At 40.0% G+C, this 17,191-nt stretch carries 19 protein-coding genes; all 19 read left to right on the top strand.

What is annotated here, in order from left to right:
* Window positions 1-5: 5 nt before the first annotated feature.
* Window positions 6-1,502, top strand: a complete 1,497-nt coding sequence (gene galT / locus LI149_RS09555; protein ID WP_168933401.1) for a UDP-glucose--hexose-1-phosphate uridylyltransferase — start codon at window positions 6-8, stop codon at window positions 1,500-1,502.
* Window positions 1,503-1,740: 238 nt separating this feature from the next.
* Window positions 1,741-2,646: a DegV family protein gene (locus tag LI149_RS09550; RefSeq protein WP_227078749.1), complete on the top strand. Its 906-nt coding sequence runs from the start codon at window positions 1,741-1,743 to the stop codon at window positions 2,644-2,646.
* A 338-nt stretch (window positions 2,647-2,984) separates the two neighbouring features.
* Entirely contained in the window at window positions 2,985-3,644 is a 660-nt protein-coding gene (locus LI149_RS09545; protein WP_105309913.1) for an amino acid ABC transporter permease, read from the top strand.
* The gene (locus tag LI149_RS09540) at window positions 3,625-4,299 is read left to right on the top strand and encodes an amino acid ABC transporter permease (protein ID WP_117495251.1); all 675 of its coding nucleotides are present in this window, start codon (window positions 3,625-3,627) and stop codon (window positions 4,297-4,299) included. Before LI149_RS09545 ends, LI149_RS09540 begins: the two co-directional genes overlap by 20 nt.
* 6 nt (window positions 4,300-4,305) lie before the next feature.
* Entirely contained in the window at window positions 4,306-5,064 is a 759-nt protein-coding gene (locus LI149_RS09535; RefSeq protein WP_005339924.1) for an amino acid ABC transporter ATP-binding protein, read from the top strand.
* A gap of 82 nt (window positions 5,065-5,146) precedes the next feature.
* Window positions 5,147-6,037 (top strand): transporter substrate-binding domain-containing protein, encoded by an 891-nt coding sequence (locus tag LI149_RS09530; protein WP_227143277.1) that lies wholly within the window; start codon window positions 5,147-5,149, stop codon window positions 6,035-6,037.
* Between the two features lie 177 nt (window positions 6,038-6,214).
* On the top strand, window positions 6,215-7,219 hold the full coding sequence (locus LI149_RS09525) for a YafY family protein (RefSeq protein WP_227143276.1): 1,005 nt from the start codon (window positions 6,215-6,217) through the stop codon (window positions 7,217-7,219).
* Window positions 7,220-7,402: 183 nt separating this feature from the next.
* The gene (locus tag LI149_RS09520; RefSeq protein ID WP_227143275.1) at window positions 7,403-7,600 is read left to right on the top strand and encodes a DNA-binding transcriptional regulator; all 198 of its coding nucleotides are present in this window, start codon (window positions 7,403-7,405) and stop codon (window positions 7,598-7,600) included.
* Window positions 7,601-7,676: 76 nt separating this feature from the next.
* Complete coding sequence (locus tag LI149_RS09515) at window positions 7,677-8,216, top strand: hypothetical protein (RefSeq protein WP_227143274.1); 540 nt, start codon at window positions 7,677-7,679, stop codon at window positions 8,214-8,216.
* 399 nt (window positions 8,217-8,615) lie between these two features.
* A complete protein-coding gene (locus tag LI149_RS09510) occupies window positions 8,616-11,564 on the top strand; it encodes a DEAD/DEAH box helicase (protein WP_227143273.1) in 2,949 nt (982 codons plus the stop codon).
* A gap of 32 nt (window positions 11,565-11,596) precedes the next feature.
* Window positions 11,597-12,004 (top strand): (deoxy)nucleoside triphosphate pyrophosphohydrolase, encoded by a 408-nt coding sequence (locus LI149_RS09505; protein ID WP_227143272.1) that lies wholly within the window; start codon window positions 11,597-11,599, stop codon window positions 12,002-12,004.
* Between the two features lie 80 nt (window positions 12,005-12,084).
* The gene (locus LI149_RS09500) at window positions 12,085-12,540 is read left to right on the top strand and encodes a YaiI/YqxD family protein (RefSeq protein ID WP_173786128.1); all 456 of its coding nucleotides are present in this window, start codon (window positions 12,085-12,087) and stop codon (window positions 12,538-12,540) included.
* Window positions 12,540-13,250 carry an alpha/beta hydrolase gene (locus LI149_RS09495; protein ID WP_173786127.1) on the top strand — a complete coding sequence of 237 codons (711 nt, stop codon included), beginning with the start codon at window positions 12,540-12,542 and terminating at the stop codon, window positions 13,248-13,250. The genes LI149_RS09500 and LI149_RS09495 overlap by 1 nt, the downstream gene beginning before the upstream one ends.
* 121 nt (window positions 13,251-13,371) lie before the next feature.
* Window positions 13,372-13,920, top strand: a complete 549-nt coding sequence (locus tag LI149_RS09490; protein WP_173786126.1) for a hypothetical protein — start codon at window positions 13,372-13,374, stop codon at window positions 13,918-13,920.
* Window positions 13,921-13,960: 40 nt separating this feature from the next.
* Window positions 13,961-14,110, top strand: a complete 150-nt coding sequence (locus tag LI149_RS09485) for a hypothetical protein (protein ID WP_207662199.1) — start codon at window positions 13,961-13,963, stop codon at window positions 14,108-14,110.
* A gap of 24 nt (window positions 14,111-14,134) precedes the next feature.
* Window positions 14,135-15,001: an RNA methyltransferase gene (locus LI149_RS09480; protein WP_173786125.1), complete on the top strand. Its 867-nt coding sequence runs from the start codon at window positions 14,135-14,137 to the stop codon at window positions 14,999-15,001.
* 29 nt (window positions 15,002-15,030) lie between these two features.
* Window positions 15,031-15,381, top strand: a complete 351-nt coding sequence (locus LI149_RS09475) for an arsenate reductase family protein (protein WP_005339963.1) — start codon at window positions 15,031-15,033, stop codon at window positions 15,379-15,381.
* A 23-nt stretch (window positions 15,382-15,404) separates the two neighbouring features.
* Window positions 15,405-15,623, top strand: coding sequence for a hypothetical protein (locus LI149_RS09470; RefSeq protein WP_173786124.1), 219 nt, complete (start codon window positions 15,405-15,407; stop codon window positions 15,621-15,623).
* Window positions 15,624-15,642: 19 nt separating this feature from the next.
* Window positions 15,643-17,112 carry a polyphosphate:AMP phosphotransferase gene (gene pap, locus LI149_RS09465; protein ID WP_173786123.1) on the top strand — a complete coding sequence of 490 codons (1,470 nt, stop codon included), beginning with the start codon at window positions 15,643-15,645 and terminating at the stop codon, window positions 17,110-17,112.
* Window positions 17,113-17,191: the final 79 nt, after the last annotated feature.

The following is a 17,191-nucleotide window of genomic DNA, read 5'->3' as shown; positions in this document are numbered from 1 at the left end:
ATGAGATGAATCGAAATGAAGCAATTACTGCGTTAGTGAATTATGCATTGGAGAAAGAGCTGATCGAGCAGGAAGAAAAAGTATGGGCAGTAAACCGGATCTTGGAGGTTATGCAGGCAGATTCTTTCTCATGGGAAGAGTCAGCAAAGGGAAAAGAAGCTGGTCTGACAGAGATACTGGACACATTGATCGATGATGCATATGAGCGTGGCGTACTGGAAGAAAATTCAGTCGTATACCGTGATCTTTTTGATACAAAACTCATGGGCAGCCTGACACCGCGACCGGTACAGGTGATGAAGAAGTTTCAACAACTTCAGGAAGAATCTTCCCAGAGGGCAACGGACTGGTATTATCAGTTCAGTCAGGACACGAATTATATCCGAAAGGACAGAGTTGCGAAAGATATCCGTTGGAAGACCGAGACAGAATATGGTGAGATTGACATTTCCATCAACCAGTCAAAACCGGAAAAAGATCCAAAAGCAATCGCAGCAGCAAGAAACCAACCAGCTTCCGATTATCCACGCTGCATGCTCTGCGAGGAGAATGTGGGATATGCCGGACGACTCAATTATCCGGCAAGGCAGAATCACCGTATTGTACCAGTGACAATCAACAATACTGACTGGTATTTGCAGTATTCTCCATATGTATATTACAATGAACACTGCATCTGTTTTAATAAAGTGCATACACCGATGAAAATTGATAAAGCCTGCTTTGCGAAGTTATTAGATTTTGTAAGACAGTTCCCGCATTATTTTGTTGGTTCCAATGCAGATCTTCCGATTGTTGGAGGATCCATTCTGGCGCACGATCATTTCCAGGGCGGACATTATACATTTGCAATGGAACGCGCACCGATTGAGACGGAGATTTCTTTTGAAGGATACGAAGATGTAAAAGCAGGAATTGTAAAATGGCCAATGTCTGTTATTCGTTTAAATGCAAAAGAATCGGAAAGATTAATTGATCTTGCGGATAAAATTCTTGGAAGTTGGCGTGGGTATACAGATGAAGCAGCTATGATTCTTGCAGAGACAGATGGAGAACCTCACAATACAATCACCCCAATTGCCCGTCGCAGAGGAGAAGATTTTGAATTAGATCTGGTGCTTCGAAACAATCTGACAACGCCGGATCATCCACTTGGAATTTATCATCCACATGAAGAGTTCCATCATATTAAGAAGGAAAATATCGGCCTGATTGAAGTTATGGGATTGGCAATTCTTCCGGGACGTCTGAAAAAAGAGCTGGAGGCAGTGGAAGAAAAACTCCTTTCCGGTGAGGATATGACAGAAGATCCGCTGACCAAGTCTCATGCAAAGTGGGCGGCAGATATTGCAGCGAACTACGAAATTACAGCAGAAAATGTAAAAGAAATCGTTCAGAAAGAGACTGGAATTGTCTTTTCAAAAGTTCTGGAACAGGCCGGAGTTTACAAACGGACACCAGAAGGAAAAGAAGCATTTTTAAGATTTATAAATCAAGTATAAAGTGACAAGAGATTCAAACTTAAAGCATACGGTTTAATTCTAAAATTTTAGAAAATTATTTGCCAAAAGCGTGTACATAATACTGCCTTTGTGTTATACTGCTTTACGTTTCTATAAGAAGTAGTATTAGAAACTATGTATTAGAATAATTCATTCTGTAAGCCTGATATTTTCGGGGTATGCAAAGGAAATCAGAACAATATAGAATCGTAATTTCATGAGATGAGAGGTAGTAGTTATGCAAAAGAAAGTTCAGATCGTCAGTGACGGATCACTGGATCTTCCACAGGAAATCACAGATGCACATGATATAGAAGTCGTACCATTTTATGTATCATTTAACGGTGAGACTTATCAGAAAGAAATAGAAGAGATTGGAATTCGGGAATTTTATCAGGAAATGGTAGACCACCCGGATGTATTTCCAAAATCATCTATGCCGTCAGTAGATGATTTTTATCAGATATTTGTAAAAAGTACAAAGGAAAATATTCCGGTGATTTGCATCTGTATTACGACAAAATTCAGTGGCTCCCTGCAATCTGCAACGGTTGCAAAAGAGATGGTAAAGGACGAATATCCAGAAGCCAGGATCACAGTTATTGATTCCACGGTCAATACCGTTCTTCAGGGACTTTTTGTACTGGAGGCATGCAGAATGCGTGACATGGGATTGGATTATGAGGAAATCATTGAAAGAATCCTTCCTATCCGTGAGACCGGCCGGATCTTCTTTACAATCGGAAGCATTGATTATTTAAGGCATGGCGGACGAATCGGAAAACTTGCGGGGATAGCAGCAGGTGCACTGGGGATAAAACCGATGATCACATTGAAAGAAGGGGAAATCTTCAGTTCCGGACTTGCAAGAAACCGCATCAAATCTATGAAAAAGGTTGTGGAGATGACAAAAGATTATCTGGATGAAATCAACGCAAAACCAGGCGAGTACAGCTTCTGCATCGGCTATGGATATGATTATGAAGAGGCAGTCAAATTCCGGGAGATGTTAAAAGATCTCGTAAAAGAACGTCTCGGAATCGAAGAGATTGAAATCCACCAGATCGGTGCGACGATTGGAGTACACACAGGACCATATCCAATAGGGGTTGGAATTATAAAAAAAGCAGAAATAAATAATTAGTTATTACGGAGATAGCCGTTCCTGAACTTTGAGGTAACTGTGAGGTGACCACAAAAGATTAGGACGGCTATTTTTGTATTCATAACATACATTTCACCGCATACATATAATGGAATAAGGTAATATCAATGCAAAAAACTCCAGTTACACTGTCAGCGATGAAGATCATGTATTACTTAGATATAGCTAACATCTATAGCTGGATATTGATTATAGGTTTGAGCAAAAACCTATATTTCATATTAAACCTATTGACTAGCTAGGAAAATAGTGATAACATTGCTTTCATGAAATCGAAAGGAGCAAGAGATTAAAAATCGTGAGAGAGGGGTAAGGCAATGAACTGGGAATTTATTATCAAATATTTGCCAATGTATGAACGAGCTGCCTTGTTGACTGTAAAACTTGGATTAGCCGGAGTTATCTGTGCGATTATCGTCGGACTGATCTGTGCAATCATCCAGTATGAAAAAGTACCGGTCGCAAGACAAATTGTAGCGGTCTATATCGAACTCAGTCGAAATACACCACTGCTTGTACAATTATTTTTTATATATTATGGACTTCCAAAGATTGGAATCCAGACAGATCCGCAGACATGTGGAATCGCAGGACTGACATTTCTTGGAGGAAGTTATATGGCAGAAGCGTTTCGAAGCGGACTGGAGACAGTCGCAGAGGTTCAGACAGAAAGCGCATTGAGCCTCGGCATGAACCGTCTGCAGGTTATGCGGTACGTGGTACTGCCACAGGCATTTTCAATAAGTGTACCGGCCTTTATGGCAAATGTAATCTTTCTTTTGAAAGAAACGAGTGTCTTTAGTGCAGTCAGTCTTATGGACCTTATGTTTACCGCAAAAGACTTAATCGGACTTTATTACAAGACAACAGAAAGCCTGTTTTTACTGGTAGTCTTTTATCTGTTGATCTTACTTCCAATTTCGATATTGGGAAGTCTCTTGGAAAGGAGGCTGCGTTATGCCGGATTTGGGGATTAGTGTTTTATTAAAAGGACAGAACTTCATACGAATGCTGGCAGGACTTGGAGTGGCACTGAAGATTAGCCTGATTTCCGTAGTCATAAGCATTCCACTTGGAATCGTACTGGGAGTTTTGATGACCTGGAAAAATCCAATTACCAAAGCGATTCTTCGCATTTACCTGGAAATTGTACGAATCATGCCACAAATGGTACTGTTATTTCTCGTATTTTTCGGGACAACGCGAGCGTTTGGCTGGGACTTATCAGGAGAAAATGCATCAATTATAGTATTTACATTCTGGGGAGCAGCTGAAATGAGTGACCTGGTAAGAGGGGCGCTTATCAGTATCCCGAAACATCAATATGAAAGCAGCGAGGCATTAGGATTGAGCAAAGTGCAGACTTATTGGTACATTATCATTCCGCAGACACTTCGCAGACTCATTCCGCTATCCATCAATCTGATCACACGAATGATCAAAACTACAAGCCTGATCCTGATGATCGGTGTGGTGGAAGTGCTGAAAGTCTCACAGCAGATCATCGAGGCAAATCGAATGAGCAGTCCAAATGCTGCATTTGGCATTTATCTTGTAGTATTTTTATTATACTTTTTCGCATGCTGGCCAATCAGTATGCTTGCAAAATATCTGGAAAGAAGATGGAGGTGATAGATTGTGGCAGAGACATTACTTACAGTAGAACATCTGATAAAAAAATATGGAGATCAAGTCATCTTAGATGATGTAAGTCTTGACGTAAAGAAAGGCGAAGTCATTGTGGTAGTTGGTCCAAGTGGCTGTGGAAAGAGTACATTACTTCGATGTATCAATGCCCTGGAGCCAATCCAGGGCGGCGTGGTCAAACTGGGAAGTGAGGTCATTGACCCGAAAAGTAAATCCCTGACCCGTCTCAGACAGAAGATTGGAATGGTGTTTCAAAGCTATGATCTGTTTCCCCATCTGACTGTATTAGATAATATTTTACTGGCACCTACGAAAGTCCAAAAACGCTCAAAAGATGAAGTGAAAGAAGAAGCCATGAAGCTTCTTAGAAGAGTTGGACTGGAAGAAAAAGCCGGAAGTTATCCAAGAGAGCTTTCCGGAGGACAGAAGCAGCGAGTTGCAATTGTCCGTGCATTGTGTATGCACCCGGAAATCTTACTTTTCGATGAAGTAACAGCAGCACTTGACCCGGAAATGGTCCGTGAAGTACTGGACGTAATCTTAGACCTGGCAGCGCAAGGCAGAACGATGATCATCGTTACTCATGAAATGCAGTTCGCCAGAGCTGTCGCAGACCGGATCATATTTCTGGAAGGCGGAAAAATACAAGAAGATGAAACACCAGATGAGTTTTTCGAACACCCGAAGACAGATCGGGCGAAGAAATTCTTGAATACATTTACATTTGAGTCTGTAAAGAGAGATATTTGAATCAATCTGTAACAGGAAATTTTTAGAAAAAGCAAGACTTATAAGAGTTTTGATATAAGAAATGAGACAAGGAGAGTTTATTATGAAAAATGGAAAACTGAAAAAATTAATTACACTGGCAACCGTAGTCGCAAGTACATTTGCACTTGTAGCATGCGGAAGCTCAAGCTCCGATGATTCTAAAGGAAGCGATTCCTCAGCAAAAAAAGATTCCGGAACTGTTTATCGTACATTAGATGAAATCAAAAAAGACGGAACAATCAATATCGGAGTATTTTCCGATAAGAATCCATTTGGATATGTTGATGAAAACGGTGAATATCAGGGATATGATGTATACTTCGCGAACAGAATCGGTGAAGATCTCGGTGTAAAAGTCAACTTTGTATCTACAGAAGCTGCAAACCGTATCGAGTATCTGCAGACAGGAAAAGTTGATCTGATCCTTGCAAACTTCACAGTCACAGACGAGCGTGCAGAAGAAGTAGACTTCGCACTTCCATACATGAACGTAGCACTTGGAGTTGTATCTCCGGACAGCAACGTTATCAAGAGCCTGGACAACTGGAACAGTAAAGACCAGATGATCGTCATCTCCGGAACAACAGCAGAGACTTACCTGACAGAGAATTATCCGGACATTCCACTTCAGAAATATGATTCTTACGCAACAGCAAAGAACGCTCTGGAAAATGGAAATGGTGTAGCATGGGCAAACGACAACACAGAGGTTATCGCATTTGCACTTCAGAACAAAGGTTACACAGTTGGAATTTCTGAACTTGGAAATAAAGACACCATTGCACCAGCAGTATCCAAAGGAAACGATACATTGCTTGATTGGGTAAATGAGGAAATCAAATCACTTGGTGATGAACAGTTCTTCCACAAAGATTACGAAGAGACACTTGTAGATACTTACGGAAAAGACTACGAAGAGGAACTGGTTGTAGAAGGTGGAGCAGTACAATAGATCTTGACAGAGAATTATTCGTAGAAGATTGAAATTATTATAAGAGAATAAGAAAAATAAATGAAAACAAGCTGGCCGAAAGGTCGGCCTGTTTTCATTTATGGGGAAGCTGAATGTACCATATTATTTCCAGCTGTGATACAATCAAACTATCATCAGGTGAGGAGGAAGACTTCGATGCCAAAAGGAAAGAATCAGAAGCTTAAATTATATCGACTTGCACAGATTATGCTAGAAAATACAGATGAAGAGCACTATATCACGATGCCGGAAATTAAGGAAAAGCTGGAAGAATACGAAGTCACTGCGGACCGGAAAAGTATTTATAATGATCTGAAAGATCTGGAAAAGCTAGGGATAGAGGTTGAAGGAGAGCCGGTGGGAAACCGCTATCATTATCATGTGGTAGAGCGCCCATTCGAACTTCCGGAGTTAAAGCTTCTGGTAGATGCAATTCAGTCTTCGAAATTCATTACCCAAAAGAAGACAAATACACTGATTAAAAAACTGGAGAAACTGGTCAGCAAATATGACGCACAGAAATTGCAGCGACAAGTCTATGTGTCCGGCAGAATTAAGGCCATGAACGAAAGTATTTATTATACAGTTGATGCGATTCATAATGCTATATCAGAGAACCGAAAAATCAAGTTCCAGTATTATCAGTGGAATGTGAAAAAAGAAATGGAGCTTCGGCATGACGGCGCATGGTATCATATCAGCCCGTGGGGACTTTCATGGGACGATGAAAATTATTATCTCGTGGGATATGATTCAGAAGCAGAGCTGATCAAGCATTACCGCGTAGATAAGATGCTTCATATCCGCATGTCTACAGAAGCACGCGAAGGAAAAGAACATTTTAAGCAATTAGACATGGCAGATTATGCAAAGAAAAGCTTCGGAATGTTCGGTGGAAAAGAAAAGACCGTAAAGCTTTTGGTAGATAACCGCCTGGCCGGAGTTATCATTGATCGATTCGGAAAAGACATTATGCTCATACCAGCAGATGAAAATCATTTCACCGTAAATGTAGATGTACATGTCAGCAAGCAGTTCCTGGGCTGGGTATTCTCATTGGGCGAGCAGGTGAAAATACTCTCACCAGAGGACGTTGTAGAACAGATGCGAGGAGAAGTGAAGAGACTGGTAGAGCAGTATGGCTCAAGAATCAAGGTTTGAAAACTTATCCATATATGAATATAAGCGAAGCATAGTGCGAATATTGGGTCGGTTTTTTCTATTTTATAAAAATATATGGGCGAAAATATGATGAGAGGTGAGAATATAGCGAATTGACAACATAGCATATATCGGGTACTATTAAGTAACGCAATGCGTTGTTTCTGGCGGGAGGGTTTAATCATGAGTAGAGGAAAAGAAGTAAAAAAATTAAGAGAAAAAATGGGAATGAACAGACGTGAATTTTGTGACTACTATGGTATTCCGTATCGTACCGTTCAAGATTGGGAAGCAGAGAAAAGAGAACTTCCGGATTATTTACTGCGATTATTGAAATACAGAGCGGAAATAGAGCGTCGAATCAAAAGTGAAGATAATTAAAAGGTATCCTCTGTATATTTTTTTGTAATAAACATAACGCAATGCGTTATAATACGTAAATGTTTAGGAGGTTAACTTGGAGAGAAAAGTAAATGTTATCGAGGATTTGAACGGAAAGAAAACAGTATTTATTCACGATATTCTGTTCAAGGGAAAAAGAGCAGTTAATTGGGATGAAGTTGAAAAGTATTTACGCCAGTATGTAGGAGAATTCTATCAGATAGAAGATTGCAATAAGATGATTTATATTGGATCGGATCTTCCTGATGAGTATACGCACTCAAATTATACTCGGATTTTGAAAGAAGCAAATGCGAAAGCAAAAGCGAATGCCGCACAGGGATTACCGGAATTGTTTAAAATAGCAACGAACGAGGTTTATGAAGATAATCGTAAGGAGAAGCATAGTAAAGATGCTAAATATGGTTGGTATTCATATGATTCAAGATTTGCTCTTCCGGTATTTGGAGATGATGGAGAAATAGAGAGATACAACGTCTTTAATGTTGCGATGTTGGTCAGACACGATGAAGATGGGAAATATTACTTATACGATATCATGAAAATAAAAAAAGAAACGAGCAATCTTTTCCGGTCAAATGACCTTACTCAGTAACAAAACCCATTTCTTGCTTATATGATACATTGAACAGTATTAAATGTCAACGAAAAAAGCATAAGAAATCTCAATGAAAAGCCAGCCCAGCTATTCATCGGAAAGGCCATAGATGAAGAGTCAAAAAAAGAAGCCAGGAAGTCACGAAGAAGCCAAAGGGAAGTAAAGCAAGTTGGGACCTTACGGAGGAAGATGTATCTAAGAAGCAAAAAAAGGAAGCTGCGCACTAATACTTAGTGAGATAGCCCCGAAAAGGGCAATAGAAGGGGGTTACGCGTTAAAAAATGGAGCGAGAGCGTAAACAAAGCAGATTTCAATGACAACCCCTCCCTCCATAAGGTATAATACTAACCAGAGTATTTTGTTTTGCTCATTACGGAATGAGAGGAAGATTTTTACATGGATACGAATACGATCAATGAATTGCAAAATGGCTTAAGTGCCGCTTATATAAATGGTTCTGTAGCTGCGAATCTGGCTTACAAGCCAGCATTTGTATCGAACAATCCGGAAGAGGGAAAGAAAGTTATTTCATCTGTGGAGGATGAATTGCTGCGCTGTGATCAGTTCCAGATCAGTGTTGCATTTATCACGATGGGTGGTGTGACACCGCTTCTTCAGACGTTAAAAGAGCTTGAGAAAAAGGGTGTTAAGGGACAGATTCTTACGACGAATTATCTGAATTTCAGTGAGCCGAGAGCACTTGAGAAACTTAATGGATTGAAAAATATTACGTTGAAAATGTATGACGTGGAAGCTGCTGGGAATGGTTTCCACACGAAGGGATATATTTTCAAGAAAGAAGAGATTTATAGGATTATCATTGGAAGTTCCAATATGACAAGTGCGGCACTTACGGTTAATAAAGAGTGGAATACGAAACTGATTTCTACGGAAAATGGAGACGTTGCAGAAGAAATCATAAAAGAGTTCAATAATCTTTGGAATAGCGAGTATGCACTACCTTATAATGATTTTTATGAAATTTACAAAGAGCGTTACAATATTATAAAGCATCAGCGCGAGATTGCGAAAAGTGAAGAAATTCCATCGCTGGAAAAATATCGATTAAAGCCGAATTCTATGCAGGAGAGATTTATAGTAAACCTGAGGAAGATTCTGGAGCAGGGAGAAGAGAGAGCATTGCTGATCTCCGCGACGGGTACTGGAAAGACGTATGCGTCGGCATTTGCCATGCGCGAAATGGGGTTTCAGAGAGTGTTATTTTTAGTGCATCGAAATCAAATAGCAAAACAGGCAATTAAGTCCTATCGCAAGGTGTTTGGTGGTTCGGTTTCAATGGGAATGGTGACTGGAAAATATCAGGAATATGACAAAGATTATATATTTGCGACAATTCAGACACTGAGTAAAGAGGAGACATTACAGAGATATAGTAGGCAGAGGTTTGATGCGATTGTGATTGATGAGGCACATCACAGTGCTGCCAATAGTTATAAAAAAGTATTGGATTATTTTCAGCCAAAGCTATGGCTTGGTATGACTGCAACACCAGATAAACGAGACGACAATTTGGAAGGAAGAAATATTTATGAGATTTTCAACCATCAGATTGCATACGAGATTCGTTTGCAAGATGCAATGGAAGAAGATTTGTTGTGCCCATTTCATTATTTTGGAATTACAGATTTGGATCTTATTGCAGATGGAGGAAAATCTTCAGAAGAAAAGATAGAGAATTTCCGACATCTGACCTCTGACGAACGTGTGGAAAATGTGATGAAGCAGGCAAGATATTTTGGCTATAGTGGAGAGCGTGTGAAAGGGTTGATATTCTGTAGTCGAATTGATGAAGCAAAAGAACTGTCTGCGAAATTTAATAAAAATGGCTGGAGAACATTGGTGCTTAGTGGAAATGATTCAGAAGAGGCGAGGGCAGCGGCTATTGAGAGACTAGCAGGAAAAGAATCGGAAAATGCATTGGATTATATTATTTCTGTAGACATATTCTCAGAAGGTGTTGATGTTCCAGAAATTAATCAGGTCATCATGCTTCGTCCAACACAATCTCCGATTGTATTTATTCAACAGTTAGGACGAGGATTGCGAAAAGCGGAAGATAAAGAGTATGTAGTAGTTTTGGATTTTATTGGAAATTATCAAAACAACTTTATGATTCCGATTGCTCTGTCAGGAGATCGAAGTTACAATAAAGATAACATTCGTCGCTATGTGACAGAAGGTGGAAGGATCATTCCAGGTGCCAGTACGATTCATTTTGATGAAATATCGAGAAAACGCATTTTCCAAGCAATTGATAATGCAAACTTTAGCGATATTAAGTTGATCCGGGAGAATTATACGAATCTAAAAAATAAATTGGGACACATTCCTGCATTAGCAGATTTTGATAAATATGGAGAAATGGATGTACTTAGAATTTTCGATAACAGCAGTCTCGGTTCTTATTACAAATTCCTTGTGAAATATGAAAAAGAGTACACGATTCGTCTGTCTGAAGATGAGGAAAAAGTAATTGAATTTATTTCTAAAAAACTTGCCAGTGGAAAACGTGTATATGAACTGGAATTACTAAAATATTTGATGGATTGTCCCAATAATCCTATAGGTTGGTTGCGCGAATTATCATCAAAAAAATATCACCATTTTATAGATGATAATTGTGCAGGAAATATTATAAATGTGATGACCAATGAATTTCCGACAAGCGCAGCTAAGAAAACTTACGTACAGTGCGTATTTTTAGAAAAAGAAGGGGACGATTATAGCGCATCAAAGTCATTTATGAAAATGTTAGGTAATTCAGATTTCCGTTCTATTTTAGAAGAATTACTGGATTTTGGAATAACACGATATAAAGAAAATTATAGTGTTCATTATCAAGATACAGATTTGGTATTATATCAGAAATATACTTATGAAGACGCGTGTCGGTTACTGAATTGGGAAAGAAATGAAGTTCCATTGAACATTGGTGGTTACAAATACGATAAGAAAACGAAGACATTTCCAATCTTTATCAATTACGATAAACAGGACGATATCAGTGATACAACAAAATATGAAGATCACTTTGTATCAGCAAGTCGTCTGATTGCGATTTCAAAAAGTGGAAGAAGCGTGGATTCGGAAGATGTACAGAATTTCTTAAAGGCAAGAGAACGTGGCATTGATGTACATCTTTTTGTAAGAAAGAATAAAGACGATAAGATATCCAAGGAATTTTATTATCTTGGAAGAGTAATTGCGACAGGAAATAAAAAAGAATTTATTATGCCAAATACAGATAAGACAGCAGTAGAAATTGAATGGGCATTGGAGACACCAGTGCGTGAGGACATTTATGAATACATTGTAAATGGATAAGAAGAGAACGGAAACAGGAGATAGAAATTAAGATGAAGACAGTAAAAGTAGTGGCAGCAGTTATAAAAGCATTGAATCAAGAAGGAGAGCCAATTATATTTGCAACACAGCGCGGATATGGAGAATTCAAAGATGGCTGGGAATTTCCGGGAGGTAAGATCGAAGAAGGTGAAACACCACAAGAAGCATTAAAACGCGAGATTATGGAAGAACTGGATACGGAAATCACAGTAGGAAAACTGATTGATACAATCGAGTATGACTATCCGACATTCCATTTGTCCATGGATTGCTTCTGGTGCGTGGTCGTGAAAGGTGAACTGGTTCTGAAAGAAGCAGAAGACGCAAAGTGGTTGAAAAAAGATGAACTGGGAGAAGTAGCCTGGCTGCCAGCAGACGTGGAGTTGATAGAGAAGATTGGAACAGAATTGGGAGAATAAGAAAATGAGTAATAATTCAGAAGTGGATTACACAATTGATTTCAAAGTAAAATTATTTAAAAATATTTTAGGAGAGAAACATGCGAGTATTCATTGATGCTGATGCCTGCCCGGTGGTCAGCATAGTTGAGAACATATCAAAAAAATACAACATTCCGGTGACTTTATTATGTGACACAAATCATGTCCTGACATCTGAGTACAGTGAAGTGATTGTTGTGGGTGCCGGAGCGGATGCTGTTGATTATAAGTTGATTAGCATTTGTCATAGGGGAGATATTGTGGTTTCACAGGATTATGGAGTGGCAGCGATGGCGTTGGGAAAGGGTGCATTTGCTATTCATCAGTCTGGAAAATGGTACACCAATGATAATATTGATCAAATGCTTATGGAGCGACATTTGAATAAGAAGGCGAGAAGAAGTTCTCATAAAAATCATATAAAAGGGCCGAAGAGACGTACTGAGGAAGATGATGAGCGGTTTGCGCAGTCATTTGAGAAAATGATAAAGATGGCACAGGAATCAGAAATGTGATGAAAATGAAGAAGATAAATGTGACAGAGACAATCGTAGCAGATATACAATTACATATCGTACAGAATGGTTCGGGAGGTCCGGTTATTTTCTGGGGCATGTATCCACATCAGGGAGGAGAAGTAGAACATTTTTGGGAAGCTTTGATGGAGCTTGTGCCGGAACAGAAATTTCTTTTAGTAGCATTTCAGGTGGAAGACTGGAACCGGGATTTTTCACCTTGGGAAGCTTTGGCGGTATTTGGAACGGAAGCATTTGCCGGACAAGGCGCGAGGACATTGAAGTGGTTGCTCGAGGAAGGAGTTCCATATATCGACCGGACATATAATGTGAAAGAACAGGAACACTGGCTGGCAGGATATTCCTTAGCAGGATTATTTGCCTTGTGGTCGGCGTATGAATGTGATATATTTTCTGGAATCGCGTGTTGTTCTGGTTCTCTGTGGTTCAAGAATTGGGACATTTACATGAGAGAACATACATTGAAGCGCAAATGTAGCGTATACTTGAGCCTTGGAGGAAAGGAAGAAAAGACGAAGAATGCGGTAATGGCAACTGTGGGAGACCGCACCAGGGAACAAGAAAAATTGTTGCTGGAAGATCCATTTGCCGAGCGGGTAGTATTAGAATGGAATCCCGGAGGACATTTTGCGGATTCTGGGAAGCGTCTGGCAAAAGGAATCAAGTGGCTGATGGAAAAAAGATACTAAATTAGACATGGAACGTTTAGGAATTGTCCCAAAAAGAAAACCAGCAAAGGTGATTGATTTCAAGGCATATGTACATAGAAAATAATTTTAGTATGAGGCTATGAAGTAACAGGAGAAAATGATGAGTGAATATATTACAACATACACAGGAAAACATTTTGAACCAACAAATCCGGATCCGGAGTTAATTCGGATTGAAGATATTGCACATGCACTTTCAATGCTTTGCCGTGGAAATGGACATGTAAAGACATTTTGGTCGGTGGGACAGCATTGTATTTGTTGTGCCAGGGAGGCGGCAGCCCGTGGTCTGTCAAATCGAATGATACTTGCATGCTTGCTTCATGATGCAAGTGAATGCTATATGTCCGATGTTCCAACACCATTTAAGAATGAACTACCGGAATATCAGGATCAGGAAGAACATTTGCTTGGCATAATTTATGAAAAATTTTTGGGCTCAGATTTGACGGAGGAAGAACAGAAAGAACTCAAAAAAATAGATCATGCAATGCTATGGTATGACTTGGAACATTTACTTGGAGAAATACAATACGGAGAAATTCCAGAGTTACATATTGACTTAGATTATACGGTTCGTCCATTTGAAGAAGTTGAAGAAGAATATCTGTCACTTTTCGAAAAATATTCTGGAACATTTTGCATATGAGATTGGAAATGAAAGAGTATCTGAAATGCTTTCGAATGCATTGAGAAAAAGACATCCTTACAGAGCCTTTAAAGATAAGATAAATGAATTGGGAATCAGTCAGCTTTATTATGATTACAGAAGCCAGGCGTATCTTGATAAGGCAGAAGAGTGGTGTAGGGAGAATTCAGTAGCATATAGAAGAAAATAGCATGGGAAAGGAATTGCAGACAAAATGCTAAACATATTAGAAATCAATGATTTTTCTGCACCGGAGCTTGATATTTATGCGAGACGTACCGAGGCGCAGCTTATAAATAAGGACAATCCGGAGGCTGGATTATTTATCGCGGAGAGTCCGAAGGTAATTGGCAGAGCGTTAGATGCGGGCTATATCCCGGTATCGGCTCTGGTCGAAAAGCATCAGATGAAAGAAAATGAAGAGACAAGGCAGATCCTGGAGAGGTTTGAAGGTAAAGATGTCCCGATATTTACAGCGGAGTTTGAAGTGCTGACGAAAATGACCGGATTCAAATTGACAAGAGGAATGCTGTGCGCCCTAAAGCGTCAGCCGCTTATGGATTATCAGAATATGTGTGAGGGAAAAGACCGGATCGTCATTTTGGAAAATGTAATGAATCCGACGAATGTCGGTGCAATTTTCCGGTCGGCAGCAGCTTTGAACATGGATGCAGTTTTTCTGACTCCTGGATGCAGTGATCCACTTTACAGGAGAGCCTCAAGAGTCAGTATGGGAACGGTTTTTCAGATTCCGTGGACATTTATTCAGGACAATAATGAAATGCGTTGCCAGCGGGAGATACTTTGGCCCAGGCAGGCGATTACAGAACTTCGGGAAATGGGGTATAAGACGGCAGCGCTTGCGCTGACAGATGATTCGGTCGGAATCGACAATCCGGAACTTATGCAGGAAGAGAAGCTGGCAATTATTCTTGGAACCGAGGGCGAAGGTTTGATGGATAGGACAATTGAGATGTGTGATTACACAGTCAAGATTCCGATGTCACATGACGTTGATTCATTAAATGTAGCAGCGGCAAGTGCGGTGGCATTTTGGCAGCTGGGAAAGAAGCAAAAATAAGTAAAAATTATTACGGAGGGATTGAAAAGATGTTATTTTTATATTATCCAAAATGTTCTACTTGCCAGAAGGCAAAGAAATGGCTGGATGCCAATCACATTTCTTATGAGGAGCGCCACATTGTGGAGGAGAATCCAACTTACGAGGAGCTGAAGCAGTGGTATGAGAATGGGGATTTACCGCTAAAGAAGTTTTTTAATACAAGTGGTATGCTTTATAAAGAGCAAAAATTAAAAGACAAGCTTCCTGACATGAGCGAGGAAGAGCAGTTGAGGCTTCTGGCGACAAACGGAATGCTTGTGAAACGACCATTGATTGTGAAAGAAAATCTTGTGTTGACGGGATTTAAAGAGAAAGAATGGACGGAAAAGTTATTATAAGGTCTGGAAAAGGAGATTATAACATGGGAAAAATTATAAATATTTTACCAATGGCAAATAGAGAAGGCAATCTGCAGGAAATCATGGAGGCGCTGCAGGAGGTAAAAGATGCGCTTGTGGAAGTGCTGGATCAGTATGAGGAGGAGGGAGCTGAGGAGAAAGCGGATACTTTGACGGAAGCATTGGATGCACTTGAAGATGCGTACGATGTAATCAATGACGTAGTAATGGATGAAATTTAGTGGTAAGGAGGACTCGGATATGTTGACGAATTGGAATCCGGCACGTATGCCGGAAAAGGATGAGATGAAGTTACGTTTATCTACAGCCAGAAAGCAGTTGTATGATTTACAGATGAAGATCAAGGAACATAAAATCCCGGTAATTGTGCTTTTTGAAGGCTGGGGCACATCCGGAAAGGGAAGCACAATCGGTAAGGTGATCCGGAATATTGATCCGCGCTTTTTCAAGGTCGTGACAATGTCCGAGCCGACAGATGAGGAACTAAGATATCCATTTTTATATCGATTTTTTAAGGAGATTCCAGAAGCAGGGAAATTCACATTCCTGGATTCTGGCTGGTTGGAGCAGATCTGCAGAGAGCATTTAGAGGGAAAAACAGATGAAAAAGAATATGCTTCTCGTATAGAAAGTGTCCGCAATTTTGAAAGACAACTGACAGATAACGGTTATCTTGTCTTGAAGTTTTTTATGCAGATAGAGAAGAAAGAACAAAAAGAACGGGAGCAGAAACTTCTGGAAAATAAGGATACACAATGGCGCGTTTCCCTGTTCGATCAGTGGGAAAATACACATTATAAAAAATGCAAAAAGGCATTTTCAAAGTACATGTCAGATACAAATGCATCTTCCGCACCATGGTATATCATTGATGCAGGTGACCAGAAGTGGGCAGAGCTGCAGGTGATGGAGACGCTGGTGAGCAACATTGAAGTGGCATTGCAGAATCAGGCGCATTCGGTGCCAATCTTGCAGAATGTATTTCCACTGGAACCAATTCCACATCTTGCAGATATTGATTTGCAGGACAAAATACTGAATGACGAAGAATACAAGAAAGAATTAAAACAGCTTCAGATAGAATTAGGAAAACTGCATAATAAACTTTACCGGAAAAGGATTCCGGTCATTATCACATATGAAGGCTGGGATGCAGCAGGAAAAGGCGGCAATATCAAACGAATTACGGAGGCGCTTGATCCAAGAGGTTATGAGGTACAACCGATTGCCAGCCCGGAACCGCATGAAAAAGCAAGACATTATCTGTGGCGTTTTTGGACGAGACTGCCAAAAAGCGGGCATATTGCGATATTTGACAGAACCTGGTACGGCAGAGTGATGGTAGAGCGCCTGGAAGGATTCTGCAGTGAAAATGACTGGCAGCGTGCCTATAATGAAATCAATGAATTCGAAAAAGAATTAAAAGACTGGGGCGCTGTGATTATTAAGTTCTGGGTACAGATCGATAAGGATACCCAGCTGGCGAGATTTCAAGAGCGGCAAAATAATCCGGAGAAACAGTGGAAGATTACCGATGAAGACTGGAGAAATCGGGAAAAATGGGATGAATATGAAGTTGCGGTGAATGAAATGCTTCAAAAGACGAACACAGAATATGCACCGTGGCATATTCTGGAATCCGTAGATAAGAAATATGCCCGGATTAAAGCTTTGAAAATTGTAATCGAAGAAATAAAGAAATACGTTTAATCTTCTAAACATACATCTCGCTTGCAACATGACCTCTGAGGGGGCGTTTGAACAAGGGATGAAACCTATATAAACCGAT

Origin of the sequence: Dorea sp. 210702-DFI.3.17 (assembly GCF_020560825.1) — a bacterium.
Classification (GTDB): domain Bacteria; phylum Bacillota; class Clostridia; order Lachnospirales; family Lachnospiraceae; genus Dorea; species Dorea formicigenerans.
Note: the sequence above shows the minus strand (reverse complement) of the source record. Positions and strands in the feature narration are given on the sequence as shown.

Excerpts from the sequence above, each read along its gene's own strand:
- galT (WP_168933401.1), top strand. The coding sequence starts at position 6 with ATGAATCGAAATGAAGCAATTACTGCGTTAGTGAATTATGCATTGGAG.
- LI149_RS09550 (WP_227078749.1), top strand. The coding sequence starts at position 1,741 with ATGCAAAAGAAAGTTCAGATCGTCAGTGACGGATCACTGGATCTTCCA.
- LI149_RS09545 (WP_105309913.1), top strand. The coding sequence starts at position 2,985 with ATGAACTGGGAATTTATTATCAAATATTTGCCAATGTATGAACGAGCT.
- LI149_RS09540 (WP_117495251.1), top strand. The coding sequence starts at position 3,625 with ATGCCGGATTTGGGGATTAGTGTTTTATTAAAAGGACAGAACTTCATA.
- LI149_RS09530 (WP_227143277.1), top strand. The coding sequence starts at position 5,147 with ATGAAAAATGGAAAACTGAAAAAATTAATTACACTGGCAACCGTAGTC.
- LI149_RS09525 (WP_227143276.1), top strand. The coding sequence starts at position 6,215 with ATGCCAAAAGGAAAGAATCAGAAGCTTAAATTATATCGACTTGCACAG.
- LI149_RS09520 (WP_227143275.1), top strand. The coding sequence starts at position 7,403 with ATGAGTAGAGGAAAAGAAGTAAAAAAATTAAGAGAAAAAATGGGAATG.
- LI149_RS09510 (WP_227143273.1), top strand. The coding sequence starts at position 8,616 with ATGGATACGAATACGATCAATGAATTGCAAAATGGCTTAAGTGCCGCT.
- LI149_RS09505 (WP_227143272.1), top strand. The coding sequence starts at position 11,597 with ATGAAGACAGTAAAAGTAGTGGCAGCAGTTATAAAAGCATTGAATCAA.
- LI149_RS09500 (WP_173786128.1), top strand. The coding sequence starts at position 12,085 with ATGCGAGTATTCATTGATGCTGATGCCTGCCCGGTGGTCAGCATAGTT.
- LI149_RS09495 (WP_173786127.1), top strand. The coding sequence starts at position 12,540 with ATGAAAATGAAGAAGATAAATGTGACAGAGACAATCGTAGCAGATATA.
- LI149_RS09490 (WP_173786126.1), top strand. The coding sequence starts at position 13,372 with ATGAGTGAATATATTACAACATACACAGGAAAACATTTTGAACCAACA.
- LI149_RS09480 (WP_173786125.1), top strand. The coding sequence starts at position 14,135 with ATGCTAAACATATTAGAAATCAATGATTTTTCTGCACCGGAGCTTGAT.
- LI149_RS09475 (WP_005339963.1), top strand. The coding sequence starts at position 15,031 with ATGTTATTTTTATATTATCCAAAATGTTCTACTTGCCAGAAGGCAAAG.
- LI149_RS09470 (WP_173786124.1), top strand. The coding sequence starts at position 15,405 with ATGGGAAAAATTATAAATATTTTACCAATGGCAAATAGAGAAGGCAAT.
- pap (WP_173786123.1), top strand. The coding sequence starts at position 15,643 with ATGTTGACGAATTGGAATCCGGCACGTATGCCGGAAAAGGATGAGATG.